At 59.7% G+C, this 16,449-nt stretch carries 17 protein-coding genes; 9 read left to right on the top strand and 8 right to left on the bottom strand.

Features of this window, described 5'->3' with window-relative positions; translation table 11 throughout:
• Positions 1 to 349 precede the first annotated feature (349 nt).
• Positions 350 to 1,975 (top strand): glucan biosynthesis protein D, encoded by a 1,626-nt coding sequence (locus YA0848_RS07830; RefSeq protein WP_034096183.1) that lies wholly within the window; start codon positions 350 to 352, stop codon positions 1,973 to 1,975.
• Positions 1,976 to 2,019: 44 nt separating this feature from the next.
• Here YA0848_RS07830 and YA0848_RS07835 read toward each other — a convergent pair whose 3' ends face one another.
• From YA0848_RS07835 to YA0848_RS07845, 3 genes are all read right to left on the bottom strand, one after another.
• Positions 2,020 to 2,205 carry a hypothetical protein gene (locus YA0848_RS07835; protein ID WP_034096182.1) on the bottom strand — a complete coding sequence of 62 codons (186 nt, stop codon included), beginning with the start codon at positions 2,203 to 2,205 and terminating at the stop codon, positions 2,020 to 2,022.
• A gap of 268 nt (positions 2,206 to 2,473) precedes the next feature.
• Positions 2,474 to 3,580, bottom strand: coding sequence for an NADH:flavin oxidoreductase/NADH oxidase (locus YA0848_RS07840; protein WP_034112079.1), 1,107 nt, complete (start codon positions 3,578 to 3,580; stop codon positions 2,474 to 2,476).
• Positions 3,581 to 3,705: 125 nt separating this feature from the next.
• Positions 3,706 to 5,607 carry a potassium transporter Kup gene (locus YA0848_RS07845; RefSeq protein ID WP_034096180.1) on the bottom strand — a complete coding sequence of 634 codons (1,902 nt, stop codon included), beginning with the start codon at positions 5,605 to 5,607 and terminating at the stop codon, positions 3,706 to 3,708.
• Positions 5,608 to 5,895: 288 nt separating this feature from the next.
• Between YA0848_RS07845 and rimO the strand changes: the two genes are divergently transcribed.
• The 5 genes from rimO to tsaA all read left to right on the top strand — a co-directional run bounded on the left by rimO (position 5,896) and on the right by tsaA (position 9,820).
• The gene (gene rimO / locus YA0848_RS07850; protein ID WP_034096179.1) at positions 5,896 to 7,236 is read left to right on the top strand and encodes a 30S ribosomal protein S12 methylthiotransferase RimO; all 1,341 of its coding nucleotides are present in this window, start codon (positions 5,896 to 5,898) and stop codon (positions 7,234 to 7,236) included.
• A gap of 101 nt (positions 7,237 to 7,337) precedes the next feature.
• Positions 7,338 to 7,811: a GNAT family N-acetyltransferase gene (locus tag YA0848_RS07855; protein ID WP_034096178.1), complete on the top strand. Its 474-nt coding sequence runs from the start codon at positions 7,338 to 7,340 to the stop codon at positions 7,809 to 7,811.
• Positions 7,812 to 7,882: 71 nt separating this feature from the next.
• The gene (locus YA0848_RS07860) at positions 7,883 to 8,593 is read left to right on the top strand and encodes an rRNA pseudouridine synthase (protein ID WP_034096177.1); all 711 of its coding nucleotides are present in this window, start codon (positions 7,883 to 7,885) and stop codon (positions 8,591 to 8,593) included.
• 66 nt (positions 8,594 to 8,659) lie between these two features.
• Entirely contained in the window at positions 8,660 to 9,121 is a 462-nt protein-coding gene (locus YA0848_RS07865) for a DUF1456 family protein (RefSeq protein ID WP_034096176.1), read from the top strand.
• 3 nt (positions 9,122 to 9,124) lie between these two features.
• Positions 9,125 to 9,820 (top strand): tRNA (N6-threonylcarbamoyladenosine(37)-N6)-methyltransferase TrmO, encoded by a 696-nt coding sequence (tsaA, locus tag YA0848_RS07870; RefSeq protein ID WP_034096175.1) that lies wholly within the window; start codon positions 9,125 to 9,127, stop codon positions 9,818 to 9,820.
• Positions 9,821 to 9,879: 59 nt separating this feature from the next.
• Here tsaA and fpr read toward each other — a convergent pair whose 3' ends face one another.
• Positions 9,880 to 10,659, bottom strand: coding sequence for a ferredoxin-NADP reductase (fpr, locus tag YA0848_RS07875; RefSeq protein WP_034096174.1), 780 nt, complete (start codon positions 10,657 to 10,659; stop codon positions 9,880 to 9,882).
• A gap of 124 nt (positions 10,660 to 10,783) precedes the next feature.
• Here fpr and YA0848_RS07880 point away from each other — a divergent pair, with 124 nt between their 5' ends.
• A complete protein-coding gene (locus YA0848_RS07880) occupies positions 10,784 to 11,710 on the top strand; it encodes a LysR family transcriptional regulator (protein WP_169903653.1) in 927 nt (308 codons plus the stop codon).
• 3 nt (positions 11,711 to 11,713) lie between these two features.
• On the opposite strand, the gene YA0848_RS07885 is transcribed toward YA0848_RS07880, so the two are convergent.
• The 3 genes from YA0848_RS07885 to YA0848_RS07895 form a co-directional block, all read right to left on the bottom strand.
• The gene (locus YA0848_RS07885; RefSeq protein ID WP_034096172.1) at positions 11,714 to 12,076 is read right to left on the bottom strand and encodes a diacylglycerol kinase; all 363 of its coding nucleotides are present in this window, start codon (positions 12,074 to 12,076) and stop codon (positions 11,714 to 11,716) included.
• Positions 12,077 to 12,151: 75 nt separating this feature from the next.
• Positions 12,152 to 12,802 (bottom strand): response regulator transcription factor ErdR, encoded by a 651-nt coding sequence (gene erdR, locus YA0848_RS07890; RefSeq protein ID WP_034096171.1) that lies wholly within the window; start codon positions 12,800 to 12,802, stop codon positions 12,152 to 12,154.
• 240 nt (positions 12,803 to 13,042) lie between these two features.
• Positions 13,043 to 13,762: a tRNA-uridine aminocarboxypropyltransferase gene (locus tag YA0848_RS07895; protein ID WP_034096170.1), complete on the bottom strand. Its 720-nt coding sequence runs from the start codon at positions 13,760 to 13,762 to the stop codon at positions 13,043 to 13,045.
• Positions 13,763 to 13,940: 178 nt separating this feature from the next.
• Here YA0848_RS07895 and YA0848_RS07900 point away from each other — a divergent pair, with 178 nt between their 5' ends.
• Together YA0848_RS07900 and YA0848_RS07905 are read left to right on the top strand one after the other, a co-directional pair.
• Positions 13,941 to 14,375, top strand: coding sequence for a PA3611 family quorum-sensing-regulated virulence factor (locus YA0848_RS07900; RefSeq protein ID WP_034096169.1), 435 nt, complete (start codon positions 13,941 to 13,943; stop codon positions 14,373 to 14,375).
• Between the two features lie 369 nt (positions 14,376 to 14,744).
• Positions 14,745 to 15,857 (top strand): TIGR00730 family Rossman fold protein, encoded by a 1,113-nt coding sequence (locus tag YA0848_RS07905; RefSeq protein ID WP_040267436.1) that lies wholly within the window; start codon positions 14,745 to 14,747, stop codon positions 15,855 to 15,857.
• A 116-nt stretch (positions 15,858 to 15,973) separates the two neighbouring features.
• Here the strand turns inward: YA0848_RS07905 and recX are convergent, their stop codons facing one another.
• Positions 15,974 to 16,441, bottom strand: a complete 468-nt coding sequence (recX, locus tag YA0848_RS07910; RefSeq protein ID WP_034096167.1) for a recombination regulator RecX — start codon at positions 16,439 to 16,441, stop codon at positions 15,974 to 15,976.
• Positions 16,442 to 16,449 lie beyond the last annotated feature (8 nt).

Consider the following 16,449-nt stretch of genomic DNA (forward strand, 5'->3'; position numbering starts at 1 on the left):
TCTGACAGGCAATACAAAACTGTTTGTGGGAGGGGGCTCGCCCCCGATAGCAGTGGGTCAGCACTGAAATAGTTGGCTGATGCACCGCTATCGGGAGCAAGCCCTCTCCCACATTGGAGCTTCATAATTCGTGAGTAATGTGGTTGCCCCACAGCCCCGGAAATGTCTTGTCGCACTTGCAATGCTATCACCCCGCCATCAATCATTTTTCCTACACCATCGAACCGCTTAAGCTATCCGGCGTCTGTTTAATGTTCGTTGCGTTTGGCCGAAGGCATGTCCGAACCGTACTTTCTGATCCAGCACGTGCCAGGAACGGCGCGGGATTTGCTCACGACAGGTTGTCTCTATGCATCGTAGGAATTTGCTCAAAGCGTCCATGGCCATTGCGGCTTATACCGGTCTGTCGGCCAGTGGCCTGCTCGCCGCCCAAGCATGGGCCGGAAACCGCGCCGCCGATGGGAAAGCCGTGGCGTTCGACTTCGAATCGCTCAAGGCCCAGGCCAAACAACTGGCCGCAACCGCCTACAAAGACACCAAACAGGTGCTGCCGCCGACCCTGGCGAGCATGACCCCGCAGAATTTCAACGCCATCGGCTACGACCGCAACCATTCGCTGTGGAAAGAGCTGAACGGCCAGCTGGACGTGCAGTTCTTCCACGTCGGCATGGGCTTCAAGACGCCGGTGCGCATGCACAGCGTCGACCCTAAGACCCGCGAAGCCCGTGAGGTGCATTTCCGCCCTTCGCTGTTCAACTATGAAAAAACTACGGTCGACACCAAGCAACTGACCGGCGACCTGGGTTTCTCCGGCTTCAAACTGTTCAAGGCGCCGGAGCTGGACCGTCATGATGTGCTGTCGTTTCTCGGCGCCAGCTATTTCCGCGCGGTGGATTCCACGGGCCAGTACGGCCTGTCCGCGCGTGGCCTGGCAATCGACACCTACGCGAAAAAACGCGAAGAATTCCCAGATTTCACGCAGTTCTGGTTCGAAACCCCGGATAAGAACGCTACCCGCTTCGTGGTCTATGCCCTGCTCGACTCGCCGAGCGCCACTGGTGCCTACCGCTTCGATATCGACTGCCAGGCCAACCAGGTGGTGATGGCCATTGACGCGCATATCAATGCGCGCACGGCCATCGAACAATTGGGCATCGCACCGATGACCAGCATGTTCAGCTGCGGCACCCACGAGCGCCGCATGTGCGACACCATCCACCCGCAGATCCACGACTCGGACCGCCTGGCCATGTGGCGCGGCAATGGCGAGTGGGTCTGCCGCCCTCTGAATAACCCAGCCAAGCTGCAATTCAATGCGTTCGCCGACACCGACCCGAAAGGCTTCGGGCTGGTGCAGACCGACCACGAATTCGCCAGCTATCAGGACACTGTGGACTGGTACAGCAAACGCCCAAGCCTGTGGGTGGAGCCGACCACCGCTTGGGGCGAAGGCTCCATTGACCTGCTAGAAATCCCCACCACCGGCGAAACCCTGGACAACATCGTCGCCTTCTGGACCCCGAAAAACCCCGTGGCCGCCGGCGATTCGCTCAACTACGGCTACAAGCTGTACTGGAGCGCCCTGCCACCGGTAAGCACGCCATTAGCGCAAGTGGATGCTACCCGTTCCGGCATGGGCGGTTTTACCGAAGGCTGGGCACCGGGCGAGCATTACCCGCCGGTGTGGGCGCGCCGCTTCGCGGTGGACTTCAAGGGGGGCGGCCTGGACCGCTTGCCGGAGGGCACCGGGATCGAACCGGTGGTGACCTGTTCCCACGGCGAGGTGAAGGACTTCAGCGTGCTGGTACTGGATAACATCAAGGGCTACCGCATTCTGTTCGACTGGTACCCGACCAGCGACAGCGTGGAACCGGTGGAGCTGCGTTTGTTTATCCGCACCCAGGACCGCACCTTGAGCGAAACCTGGTTGTATCAGTACTTCCCGCCGGCACCGGACCAACGCAAGTACACCTGATGCACCATGGGGGAGCGTTCGCTCCCCCATGATTGAACCGCGATTCAGAATCGCGACACGCTTTTCATCGCTCCAATCAAGTACCGCATCGCCACCTGGTCGTCCTCGGTCAGGGCGCGGTACTGCGCCAACAACGCCTCTTCATCCGAACTCAGCCTTCGACCTCGCAACGCCACCCTGCGGGTCAGAAATGACGCCACCATACCCGCTACACCATAGGACTTGGCCATGGACTGCTTCTCCTGATAACAATCAAATACTCCTGGCGCCCATCACCTGCGTCCCGTGAAGCGCAATGCCTCAGTGGGCAAGCCGCCTGATTTCCTGGGCCAGAAATCAGGCTTACCGTAAGCGTAGAAACATTCTGATCGCGCGTGGGATTTTTTTAGAGCATTCACTTAAAAAATTTCTTCGGTAACAAAGACCTACAGGTATTTCCCATACTCAGGGCAATAAAAAACCCACCGGATCAGGGTGGGTTGCTTATTGTCGCGACGGCTAATCCCTCAAATCGGACTCATGGATTGGCTGATCGCGATGGGTTGCTCGTTGATACTGCGCCGGCCAGATCGCCTTGCGCCCGCCCAGGTCGTCGTCGGCATGCAACGGCCAGTACGGATCGCGCAGCAGTTCACGGGCCAGGAAGATGATGTCGGCCTGACAGGTACGCAGGATGTGCTCGGCCTGCGCCGGCTCGGTGATCATGCCGACGGTGCCGGTGGCAATTTCTGACTCTTTGCGCACCCGCTCGGCGAAACGGGTCTGGTAACCCGGGCCGGTGGGGATCTCGGCGTTGGCGGCGGTGCCGCCGGACGAGACGTCGATCAAATCCACCCCGATTGCTTTGAGGCGGCGCGCCAGTTCCACGGTTTCATCCGGGTTCCAGCCGTCTTCCACCCAGTCGGTGGCAGATACGCGCACGAACAGTGGCAGTTCCTGAGGCCAGACGTCGCGCACGGCTTCGGTCACTTGCAACACCAATCGAATGCGATTCTGGAACGAGCCCCCGTACTGGTCCTGACGTTGATTGCTCAGTGGCGACAGAAACTGGTGCAGCAGATAGCCATGGGCCGCGTGGATCTCCACCACCTTGAAACCCGCAGTCAAGGCGCGTTTGGCGGCCGCGACGAAGTCGGCAACCACCTGCTGGATCTGTGCCTCATCCAGCTGTTTGGGTTGTGTGTGCAGCGGGTCGAAGGCAATCGGCGAAGGGCCGACCGGCACCCAGCCGCCGTCTTCGGGCTTGACGCTGCCATGCTTGCCGAGCCACGGGCGGTGGGTGCTGGCCTTGCGCCCGGCATGGGCCAGTTGAATACCGGCAACCGCCCCTTGGGCCGCAATAAAGCGCGTAATGCGTTGCAGCGGCTCGATCTGTTGATCGTTCCACAGCCCCAGGTCCTGGGCGGTGATACGGCCATCGGCGGTCACAGCGGTGGCTTCGGTGAAGATCAGACCGGCGCCGCCCACAGCACGGCTGCCGAGGTGCACCAGGTGCCAGTCGTTGGCCAAGCCATCGACGCTGGAGTACTGGCACATCGGCGAAACGGCAATGCGATTGGGCAGGGTCAATTGGCGCAGGGTATAGGATTCGAGCAGCTGACTCATGGCGCACCTCTTCTGGGTTCTGTGGGCACTATTCAAACCGTGCTTAGAGCCTAGTCGACAACGCGCGATTGCACAGGGTTCAGCACAAAGCGGGAGCCGATTGCCGGCCCCCGTGCAGCGCGTGCTTACATTTCGACCTGGGTGCCCAGCTCGATCACCCGGTTTACCGGGAGTTTGAAGAAGCGCAGGTTACCGTTGGCGTTTTTCAACATGAACGCGAACAGCCCTTCGCGCCAGCGCGCCATGCCTTTGATACGCGAGGCGATCACCGTTTCACGGCTGAGGAAGTAGGTGGTGCGCATCGGGCTGAAATCCAGATCGTCCAGATGGCACAGCTTCAGCGCTTCGGGCACGTCCGGCTCGTCGGTGAAACCGAAGTGCAGGATGACCCGGAAGAAGCCTTCACCGTAGGAGTCCACCTCGAACCGCCGGGTGGCGGGCACCCGTGGGATGTCTTCGTACACCACGGTCAGCAGCACCACTTGCTCATGCAGCACCTGGTTATGCAGCAGGTTGTGCAACAGCGCATGGGGCACAGCGTCGGGGCGCGCGGTGAGAAACACCGCCGTGCCCTGCACCCGGTGGGGCGGCTGTACGCGGATGCTGCTGATAAAGATCGGCAACGGCAGGCCGCCTTCATCGAGGCGGTCCACCAGCAATTGCTTGCCGCGTTTCCACGTCGTCATCAGTACGAACAGCACGATCCCCGCCAGTACCGGGAAGGCCCCGCCCTGGATGATCTTCGGCACGTTGGCGGCGAAGTACAGACCGTCGACCAACAGGCAGCAGACCAGCACCGGCACAGCCAGCACCGGCGGCCATTTCCACAGTAGCAACATGACCGCCGACACCAGGATAGTGGTCATCAGCATGGTGCCGGTTACAGCCACGCCGTAGGCCGAGGCCAAGGCATTGGAGGATTCGAAGCCCAGTACCAGCAGAATCACGCCGACCATCAGCGACCAGTTCACCGCGCCAATGTAGATCTGGCCCTGTTCGGCACTGGAGGTGTGTTGGATGTGCATGCGCGGGATGTAACCAAGCTGGATCGCTTGGCGCGTCAAGGAGAACGCACCGGAAATCACTGCCTGGGACGCAATTACCGTGGCCAGGGTGGACAACACCACCAGCGGGATCAGCGCCCAACTCGGTGCCAGCAAGTAGAACGGGTTACGCGCGGCTTCGGGGTCGCCCAATAGCATCGCGCCCTGACCGAAGTAGTTAAGCACCAGTGCCGGCAGCACCAGCATGAACCACGCACGGGCAATCGGCTTGCGTCCGAAGTGCCCCATGTCGGCGTACAACGCTTCGGCACCGGTCAACGCCAGTACCACCGCGCCAAGGATCGCCACGCCAATGCCAGGGTGGGCCTCGAAGAAACGCACGGCCCAGATCGGGTTCAGGGCATGGAGTACCTCAGGGTGCAGGGTGATGCCGTACACACCAAGGCCGCCCAGCACCAGAAACCAGGTCACCATCACCGGCCCGAACAACTTGCCGATGTGATCGGTGCCATGCTTCTGGATCAGAAACAGCGCTACCAACACCACCAGGGCAATCGGTACCACCCATTTTTCCAGGCCATCGAACGCCAATTCCAGACCTTCCACGGCCGACAATACGGAAATCGCCGGGGTGATCATGCTGTCGCCGTAGAACAACGCCGCCCCGCAAAGACCACAGACCACCAGGAAACTGCGCAGCTTCCTGCGCTCCCCCGCCGCCCGCCGCGCCAGCGCGGTAAGGGCCATGATGCCGCCTTCGCCCTGGTTGTCGGCACGAAGTACGAACAGCATGTACTTGATCGACACGACCCAGATCAGCGACCAGAAAATCAGCGCCAGAATCCCCAGCACACCATCGTGGTTGACCTGAACCCCATAACCGCCGTTGAACACCTCTTTGAGGGTATAGAGCGGGCTGGTGCCGATATCGCCATACACCACCCCGACCGCCGCCACCAGCATGCCAATCGGCTTGGCGTTTGAATGCTCGGCACCTGTTGCCTGACTACTTGCCTGACCCATCAACCACTCCTGCCCTTTGACCTGAGGTCTTATATAAACAGCGCGTCTAAGCGAACCCTAGCATGCGCTGTTTTACTTCTCGTAACAGACGTTTTATTGACCCACGGGTTTTACCCATGCGCAACGGCGCGAAGCATAGCGCAGCGCTCGTCGTATTTCCCTGCATAAAGCTGGTCAAGTGCGTTGCCCATCGCTAGAATTGCGCACTTTTTGATCAGAGGCGCGCCCAGCGCCCGTCCGCTGCCCTGCCCTTCACGGCGGCGGCGTCATTCAATACCGAGGTTAGACATGTCCACCACTCCCGCAACGGCCAACCCCAAGGTCGGCTTTGTATCCCTGGGTTGCCCCAAGGCCCTGGTCGATTCCGAGCGCATCCTGACGCAACTGCGCATGGAAGGTTATGACGTGGTGTCCACTTATCAGGACGCGGACGTGGTGGTTGTCAATACCTGTGGCTTTATCGATTCGGCCAAGGCGGAGTCGCTGGAAGTGATCGGCGAAGCCATCAAGGAAAACGGCAAGGTCATCGTGACCGGCTGCATGGGCGTGGAAGAAGGCAATATTCGCGACGTGCACCCCAGCGTGCTGGCGGTGACCGGTCCGCAGCAATATGAGCAAGTGGTTAACGCCGTGCACGAGGTGGTGCCGCCACGTCAGGATCACAACCCGCTGATCGACCTGGTGCCACCGCAAGGCATCAAGCTGACCCCGCGCCACTACGCCTACCTGAAGATTTCCGAAGGCTGCAACCACAGCTGCAGCTTCTGCATCATCCCGTCGATGCGCGGCAAGCTGGTGAGCCGCCCGGTGGGTGACGTGCTAGACGAGGCCCAGCGTCTGGTCAAATCCGGCGTGAAAGAGCTACTGGTGATCTCCCAGGACACCAGCGCCTACGGCGTCGATGTGAAATACCGCACCGGTTTCTGGAACGGCGCGCCGGTGAAGACCCGCATGACCGAACTCTGCGAAGCCCTCAGCAGCCTGGGTGTGTGGGTGCGCCTGCACTATGTCTACCCGTACCCGCATGTGGACGAGCTGATCCCGCTGATGGCCGCCGGCAAGATCCTGCCGTACCTGGACATCCCGTTCCAGCACGCCAGCCCGAAAGTGCTCAAGGCCATGAAACGCCCGGCCTTCGAAGACAAGACCCTGGCGCGCATCAAAAACTGGCGCCAGATCTGCCCCGAGCTGATCATCCGCTCCACCTTTATCGTCGGCTTCCCCGGCGAAACCGAAGAAGACTTCCAGTACCTGCTGGACTGGCTGACCGAAGCCCAGTTGGACCGCGTTGGCTGCTTCCAGTACTCACCGGTTGAAGGTGCTCCAGCCAACCTGTTGGACCTGGCCGTGGTGCCGGACGACGTCAAGCAGGACCGTTGGGAACGCTTCATGGCGCATCAGCAGGCCATCAGCTCGGCGCGCCTGCAACTGCGCATCGGCAAGGAAATCGAAGTGTTGATCGACGAAGTCGACGAACAAGGCGCCGTGGGCCGTTGCTTCTTCGATGCGCCGGAGATCGACGGTAACGTATTTATCGACGACGCCAGCGGCTTGAAGCCAGGCGACAAGGTCTGGTGCACCGTGACCGACGCCGACGAATACGACCTGTGGGCCGAAAAGCGCGCCTGATCGTTAAAAACTGGAAAAGCCCTGCTTCTGGACAAGATGCGGGGCTTTTTTCGGTCTATCGTTTGGCCCAACAATGCAGATATCGGCAAGGGGCAGCGGGCATGAGGCAGCATTCGGTCATTCACACACCTAAGAGCAGCGATTACCCGGAGCTGGTGCGCATCTGGGAAGCTTCGGTGCGCGCCACCCACGACTTCCTGCCGGACAGCTACATCGTGTTACTCAAGGATCTGGTGCTGACCCGCTACCTGGATGCCGTGATGCTGATCTGCACAAAAGACGCCCGCCAGCGCATTACCGGATTTGCCGGGGTCGCGGCGGGCAAAGTGGAGATGCTGTTCATCGACCCGCAATACCGTGGCCAGGGCTTGGGCCGACAGTTGCTGCGCTACGCGGTGGAGTGCATGAACGCCGATGAGTTGGAAGTCAACGAACAGAACCCCCAGGCCCTGGGTTTTTACCTCAAGCAGGGTTTCGAGGTGATCGGACGCACGGAGCACGACGGCCTGGGCAAGCCTTATCCGTTGTTGCGCATGCGTTTGCGCCAGCTGCCGTCACAGGCGCGTCAGGGCTAAATGAAATGGGGTCGGGATTAACCGGCGCCAGGCAGGTACAATAGCCGCCCCCTTTTGTTACGGCCCTTGTCATGACTGACCCCATACGCCTCTCCAAACGCCTTATCGAACTGGTCGGTTGCTCCCGTCGGGAGGCCGAGCTGTTTATCGAAGGCGGCTGGGTCTCGGTGGACGGTGAAGTGATCGACGAACCGCAGTTCAAGGTCACCACCCAAAAGGTCGAACTCGACCCCGAAGCCAAGGCCACTGCGCCGGAGCCCGTGACCATCCTGCTGCACGCCCCGGCCGGCGTGGATGCCGACACGGCGATGGCGTCGATCAGCGCCGAAACCCTGTCGGACGAACATCGCTTCGGCAAGCGCCCGCTCAAGGGCCACTTCCTGCGCCTGAGCGCCAGCGCCGACCTGCAAGCCAAGGCCAGCGGCCTGCTGGTGTTTACCCAGGATTGGAAGATTCTGCGCAAGTTGACCGCCGATGCCGCCAAGATCGAGCAGGAATACGTGGTTGAGGTGGAAGGCGAGATGGTTGCCCACGGCCTCAATCGCTTGAACCACGGCCTGACCTATAAAGGCAAAGAGCTGCCGCCCGTCAAAGCCAGCTGGCAGAACGAAAACCGCCTGCGCTTTGCGCTGAAAAACCCGCAACCCGGGGTGATCGCATTGTTCTGCGAAGCGGTCGGCCTGAAAGTCGTGGCGATTCGCCGTATCCGCATCGGCGGTGTGTCCATCGGCAAGGTGCCCGTAGGCCAATGGCGTTACTTGTCCGGCAAAGAGAAATTCTAAGCCGCTCCTTTTTTTCGACAGCGCCCCACTGGGCGTTGTCCACCGTTGAAACCAGGATTGCCCACCATGATTCACAACGACGTATTGCGCAGCGTGCGCTACATGCTCGACATCAGCGACAACAAAATGGTCGAGATCACCAAGCTCGGCGGCATGGACATCACCAAGGATGACCTGCTGACCTACCTCAAAAAGGACGAAGAAGAAGGCTTCGTGTTCTGCCCGGACGAGGTCATGGCGCACTTTCTCGATGGCCTGGTGATCTTCAAGCGCGGCAAAGACGAAAGCCGCCCACCCCAGCCGATCGAAACCCCGGTGACCAACAACATCATTCTCAAGAAGCTGCGCGTCGCCTTCGAACTGAAGGAAGACGACATGCACGCCATTCTCAAGTCGGCCGATTTCCCAGTATCCAAACCGGAACTGAGCGCGCTGTTCCGCAAGTTCGGCCACACCAATTACCGCCCATGCGGCGACCAGCTGCTGCGTAACTTCCTCAAGGGGCTGACGTTGCGGGTGCGTGCCTAAGCCATGAATTACCCGGTCTCACCCGTGGGCTTCGTGCGTTCCTGCTTCAAGGAGAAGTTCGCCATTCCGCGCCAGCCGCAACTGGCGCCAGCGGCCCGGGGTGTGGTGGAACTGGTGGCACCGTTCGATCAGGGCGAGGCGGTACAAGGCTTGGAGCAGGTCAGCCATGTGTGGTTGCTGTTTCTGTTCCACCAGGCCCTGGAAGACAAGCCGCGCCTGAAGGTGCGCCCGCCGCGCCTGGGTGGCAATGCGTCCATGGGGGTGTTTGCCACCCGCGCAACCCATCGACCCAATGGCATCGGCCAGTCGGTGGTGAAACTGGACAAGGTGGAGCCCGGACGCTTGTGGATTTCCGGGATCGATTTGCTGGATGGCACCCCCGTGCTGGATATCAAGCCCTATGTGCCCTACGCCGACATCATCGACACGGCCACCAATGACATCGCCAGCGCTGCGCCGCCGTTGATTGCCGTGCAGTGGCTGAAGACGGCGCTGCAGCAAGCACAAGGCCACGCCCAGCGCCTTGGGGAACCATTAGTTGAGCTGATCGATCAGTGTTTGGCCCAGGACCCGCGCCCGGCCTACCAGACACCAGGGCCTGAACGTGAATACGGGGTGCGCTTCTGGGATGTGGATGTGCGCTGGCACTATCCCGAAGCGGGGGTGATTTGCGTATTGGAAGTGGTGCCCGCTAACTGAATAAGGCGCAAACGAAATGTGGGAGGGGGTAAGCCCCCTCCCACATTTTTTTACCGCAGTTACTTCTCGACGAATGCGCGCTCGATCAGATAGTCGCCCGGCTCACGCATGCGCGGCGAAACTTTCAAGCCGAAGCTGTTGAGCACTTCGCTGGTCTCGTCCAGCATGCTTGGGCTGCCGCACAGCATGGCGCGGTCGTCCTCTGGATTGATCGGCGGCAGGCCGATATCGCTGAACAGTTTGCCGCTGCGCATCAGGTCGGTCAGGCGACCCTGATTTTCGAAGGGCTCGCGGGTCACGGTTGGGTAGTAGATCAGCTTCTCACGCACGGCCTCGCCGAAGAACTCGTTCTGCGGCAGGTGCTCGGTGATGAACTCGCGGTAGGCGACTTCGTTGACGTAGCGCACGCCGTGGCACAGGATCACTTTTTCGAAACGCTCATAGGTTTCCGGGTCCTGGATCACGCTCATAAATGGAGCCAGGCCAGTGCCGGTGCTGAGCAGGTACAGGTGTTTGCCGGGCTTCAAGTCGTCAAGCACCAGGGTGCCTGTCGGTTTCTTGCTGATGATGATTTCGTCGCCTTCCTTCAGGTGCTGCAATTGGGAGGTCAGCGGACCATCCGGCACCTTGATGCTGAAGAACTCCAGATGCTCTTCCCAGTTTGGGCTGGCAATGGAGTAAGCGCGCATGAGCGGGCGGCCGTTGGGCTGTTGCAGGCCGATCATCACGAACTGACCGTTCTCGAAGCGCAAGCCCGGATCGCGGGTGCACTTGAAGCTGAACAGAGTGTCGTTCCAGTGATGAACACTGAGGACACGCTCGTGGTTCATGTTGCTCATGTACGGGGGACTCCTGGAAATGGGTCTGCACTAAATGTGAAGCGCGCAATTGCAGCGCATTCTAATGGCGGCGACAATATCTGTTAACTGAATTATTAAGATAAGGGTTATCGGTTATATCGATATGCGATTTACTCTCCGTCAACTGCAAGTCTTCGTCGCCGTCGCCCAGCAGGAAAGCGTTTCGCGCGCTGCTGGCCTGCTGGCCTTATCCCAATCCGCCGCCAGCACTTCGATCACGGAGCTTGAGCGTCAATCCAGCTGCCAATTATTCGACCGCGCCGGTAAACGCCTGAGCCTCAACGCTCTCGGCCGTCAACTGTTACCCCAGGCGGTGGCGCTGCTGGACCAGGCCAAGGAGATCGAAGACCTGCTCAACGGCAAGTCCGGCTTCGGTTCCCTGGCGGTCGGTGCCACCCTGACCATCGGCAACTACCTGGCGACCTTGCTGATCGGCAGCTTCATGCAACAACACCCCGAGAGTCAGGTGAAACTGCATGTGCAAAACACTGCGCATATCGTGCACCAAGTCGCGCATTACGAAATTGACCTGGGTCTAATCGAAGGCGACTGCAGCCACCCGGATATCGAGGTGCAGACTTGGGTAGAGGACGAACTCGTGGTGTTTTGCGCGCCGCAGCACCCCCTGGCCAGACGCGGCATGGCGAGCATGGACGAGTTGACCCATGAGGCGTGGATCCTGCGTGAACAAGGCTCCGGCACGCGCCTGACGTTTGACCAAGCCATGCGCCATCACCGCAGCGCGCTGAATATCCGCCTCGAACTGGAACACACCGAGGCGATCAAGCGAGCGGTGGAGTCCGGACTGGGCATTGGCTGCATCTCACGGCTGGCGCTGCGCGATGCGTTTCGCCGTGGCAGCCTGATGCCGGTGGAAACGCCGGATCTGGACCTTATGCGGCAGTTCTACTTCATCTGGCACAAGCAGAAATACCAGACCTCAGCGATGCGCGAGTTCCTGGAACTCTGTCGCGCGTTCACGGCCGGCGTGCAACGCAGCGACGAAATCGTGCTGCCGACCATTGCCTGAGGTTTAAATCAGGATGACGGCCCACACCAGGGTGATCATGGTCAGGGCCACGAATTGCGCGGCGCTGCCCATGTCCTTGGCGTTTTTCGACAAGGGATGCCGGTCCAGAGAGATGCGATCGATCGCCGCTTCCACCGCCGAATTGAGCAGCTCGACGATCAGCGCCAGCAGGCACACGGCGATCAGCAACGCACGCTCGACGCGGCTGACGCTCAGAAAAAAGCTCAACGGGATCAGGATCACATTGAGCAACACCAACTGACGGAACGCCGCCTCCCCGGTGAATGCCGCGCGCAGGCCATCCAGGGAATATCCCCCAGCATTGAAGATACGTTTGATACCGGTTTGACCCTTGAAAGGCGACATAGATGTAAGCAACTGAACCAAAGGAGTGGGGAAACTAGATCACGCGAAGTCAAAAAAGCGTGAATCGAAAACGGCTTAATGCTGCGTAATTGACTCAAGTTGTTGCAAAAGCAAGGCCGCCTGGGTGCGCGTACGCACGTTCAGTTTGCGGAAAATCGCCGTGACATGGGCCTTGATTGTGGCTTCCGAGACTTTCAGCTCGTAGGCAATTTGCTTGTTCAACAAACCTTCACAGACCATGGTCAAGACCCGGAACTGTTGGGGTGTCAGGCTGGCTAGGCCCTCCTGTGCGGCCTTGGCCTCGGCAGAGACATTGATGGTTTCCGAGGCTTGCGGGGGCCACGAGACGTCACCGTCCAGAACGGCACGCACTGCGGCTTGAATCTGCTCCATGGAGCTAGACTTGGGAATAAATCCACTGGCGCCAAACTCTCTTGAGCGCACCACCACATCGGCCTCTTCTTGGGCAGAGACCATCACCACTGGAATCTGTGGGTACTGTCCGCGTAGCAGCACCAGCCCGGAGAAACCGTATGCGCCCGGCATGTTCAGGTCGAGCAGCACAAGATCCCAGTCGGTTTTGTCGGTCAGATGGGTTTCCAGCTCAGCAATACTGGCCACTTCGACCAGGCGGACATCCGGGCCTAGGCCCAGCGTCACCGCTTGACGCAACGCACTGCGAAACAGCGGGTGGTCGTCGGCTATCAGGATTTCGTATGTGGCCATTGATTAAATGATCCTGTTTTTATGGGAGCCCCGATGGGTTCAGGGTTCACCAATGCACAAGGCGGTGGCCAGGCAGCCATCGCCAGAGGGCGTGCTCGACGTGAAACGACGTCGATAATCCATGCTGGCACCTCAATCGGCGCCCAGCATGCCCAGCGTAGCCTGGGGGGTCAAGCACTACGCCCACGGGCATTTTAGCGGGTTGCAGGGATAAGGTGCCATCATGCAAACGTCGTCTGGCTAAAGCTCCGGTATATAGGGCGCAAGGCGCGCGTGAACAGGGTCCGCCAGATCCAGTGGCAACTGAAACTTGGCCGCCAGGTAGTGGGTACTGAATACATCGAGGTAGGCGTCCAAGACTTCACTGGCGGCGCCATCGTCAGCCAACTCCAGGCACAGGGCCGCAACTTCGGCGGTGCAAAAGTGATCATCGCGTTTGGAGCGGCGCAGCTTATAGCGTGACAGTTGCTCAGGCGCCAGGCTCAACACCGGCAGATGTTCCAAGTAAGGGCTCTTGCGGAACATCTTGCGCGCCTCGCTCCAGGTGCCGTCCAACAAGATGAACAACGGACGCTTGCCCTCCTCCACCGTGACGGCACTGACGACACGCTCCGGCGCCACGAACTCGCCGGGAAACACGATATAGGGCTGCCACTGCGGATCGGCCAACAAGGTGAGCAACCCTGCATCGACCTCGGTACGCGACCACGCGAACGCCGTGGTGTCATCGATCACATCGGCGATCAGCCAGCCGGTATTGCTGGGCTTCATCGGCTCAACATCATGCATCAACAGGCACATGGCGGACCTGGCTGCGACCTTGGGTCGCCAGGCGCACAGGCAATATTCGGGAATGACCCGGCAGCCGGGGCAACGCTCAGCGCGGGAGCCGCGATTGACGAAAGGTTTGATGGCGCGCGCCAGGCGCTGAGTGCGCAGGCGGGAGACGGCGTGGCTCATCGCATGCGCCGTAGAAACGGGAAAATCGACACGGGGTCACTCAAGATCGGTTGAAGTGGCCGCAGTTTACCAGCGATACGCCTGGCTGTAGCGGCAAGGCCTCACCTATAATCGCGCGCCACTGAACGCACAGCGCAGTGGCGGGTCTATGCACCTGTAACCGAATCAGGAGAATTTCATGCTGCGTTCCATGCTGCGTCTTGTCGCCCCATCCGTCGCGCTTGCGCTGGTTTTGCCCATGGGCGCCCACGCTGCCTCGCTGCTGGAGGCGCAAATGAACAAGAAGCTGCAAAGCGTTGCCGCCGAGAGCAATAAAGGCCTGCCGCGGGAAATCGACGAAAAAACCCTGGAAGTGGCCTACACCGTTGAAGGTATGCAGCTGATCGACCACCTGAGTGTGCTGCCCGACCGTGCCGAACAGATGCGCGCCAACCCCAAGGCTGTCTACTTCCAATTGGGCCGCAGCGTCTGCACAAACCCCGGCTACCGCGAGTTGATGGCCAAGGGCGCCGTGATGCGCTATGAAATCACCGAGAACAAGAGCAACCGCCCTGTGGCATCGGTGAAGTTCGCAGAAGCGGACTGCCCAGCCCCGACGAAGAAGAAAAAGTAAATTCGGCTTTATCCCCGCGCTGCGGTCCCGTGGCGCGTACTCCCCCTTTGCAATTGTTTCCCGCCAGCCCCCCTCTGATCAACCAATAAGCGGTTGCCAGCCAAGGCTTTTTCGGCCCATGATCGAGTCATCTCAAACACCCTTGCGTAACGGTTTCCATACCGTCCTGTAACATTTTCAGGGCACAAGAGGGTTTCCCTACTGCGACTTGCAGTGCAGAGGTTTTTAAATCACTAGGAACATACAGAGCGCGCTTTGCCGACTGGCAAACAGGTGCAATGCCTAAGGCATGCAGCGACACATGCAGTGTCGTGACCGCCGGACGATCACTCGCCGCCGGCCCAACCTCTGTGAATAAGGAGACGTTGAATGCCTTACCAACCGAATGACAGCTTGATACGACATTTTGAAGAACACGGGCCCGAGCTCACACAGCAAGTCGAAGCTCAGCTCCAACAGATCGCCCCCAACAGCCCGAACAGCCCCCTGTATCGCGACATGATCCTTACCGTGCTGCGCATGGCCCAAGACGACCGCGACCGTTGGAACGCCAAAATAACCCTACAGGCCATCCGCGAATTGGACCACTCGTTCCGGGTTCTGGAACAGTTCAAGGGGCGACGCAAGGTCACCGTATTCGGCTCGGCACGCACTCCGGTAGAAAGCCCGTTATATGCCTTGGCTCGCGAGGTGGGCACCGCCTTGGCGCGCTCCGATCTGATGGTGATCACTGGCGGTGGCGGCGGCATCATGGCGGCAGCACACGAGGGTGCTGGCCTGGAGCATAGCCTGGGGTTCAATATCACCTTACCGTTTGAACAGCACGCCAACCCCACCATCGATGGCACTGAAAACCTGCTGTCCTTCCACTTCTTCTTTACCCGCAAACTGTTCTTCGTCAAAGAAGCCGATGCGCTGGTGTTATGCCCAGGCGGTTTCGGCACCCTGGACGAAGCGCTGGAAGTATTAACGCTGATCCAGACCGGCAAGAGCCCGCTGGTGCCGGTGGTGTTGCTGGATGCGCCCGGCGGTGGGTTCTGGCAAGGCGCTTTGGACTTTATCCGCAATCAGTTGGAGGCCAATCGCTACATTCTGCCGACCGATCTCAAGCTGGTTCGGTTGGTGTACAGCGCTGAAGAGGCCGTGGACGAAATCAATCAGTTCTACGCCAACTTCCACTCCACACGCTGGCTCAAACGGGAGTTTGTGATGCGCATGAACCATCCGCTCAGCGAACAGGCCTTGGCGCATCTGCAGACCGAGTTCGCCAGCCTGCGTTTGAGTGGCGAGTTCCAGCAACTGGCTTACACCGGGGAGGAACATGATGAGCCGAAATTCAGCCATTTGACGCGATTGGTGTTCAATTTCAACGGGCGAGATCAAGGCCGTTTGCGAGAGTTGGTGGACTACATCAACCTGCCAGAGAACTGGGCCCATGCCCAGGGCACGGCGCAGCAGCGAGTGACACCGGAGCCAGCGTGAATTCAGAAACGCAAAAAGGCCCGCTATCTTCATAGCGGGCCTTTTCGGCTGTATTGGGAGATCGTATTGAGCGGCCAGGGGTTATGTAGCCGTTCGCCGGAACGAATCTGCGTTACTCAGTCGTCCATCTCTCGACCGCTGAGCAAACGGCTGATCATATCCATTGAGAACCCGCGATAGCTCAGGAATCGACCTTGTTTCGCACGTTCCTTGGCATCAATCGGCAGATGACCAGAGAACTTGCGACGCCAGGTATCCTCCAGTTGCGACTGCCAGTTGATATCGCACTCACGCAAAGCAAGGTCGATATCGCTACGCTGCAAACCGCGCTGGCTCAGTTCTTCGCGAATTCGTGCAGGACCGTAGCCGGACCGGGCTCGGTAGGAAACAAAACTTTCCAGGTAACGGGATTCGGAAAGCAGGCCCTCCTCCGTCAAACGGTCGAGGGCGGCTTCGATCATCTCGGGCTCTGCGCCGCGCTGGCGCAATTTACGCGTCAGTTCGACTCGACCATGCTCGCGGCGAGCGAGCAGGTCCATTGCAGTGCGCCTAACGGCGACGAGTGTATCCAGTACAACAGTCATCGTTTGCT

This window comes from Pseudomonas sp. S4_EA_1b (genome assembly GCF_016307435.1).
In the GTDB taxonomy this organism is placed as follows: domain Bacteria; phylum Pseudomonadota; class Gammaproteobacteria; order Pseudomonadales; family Pseudomonadaceae; genus Aquipseudomonas; species Aquipseudomonas rhodesiae.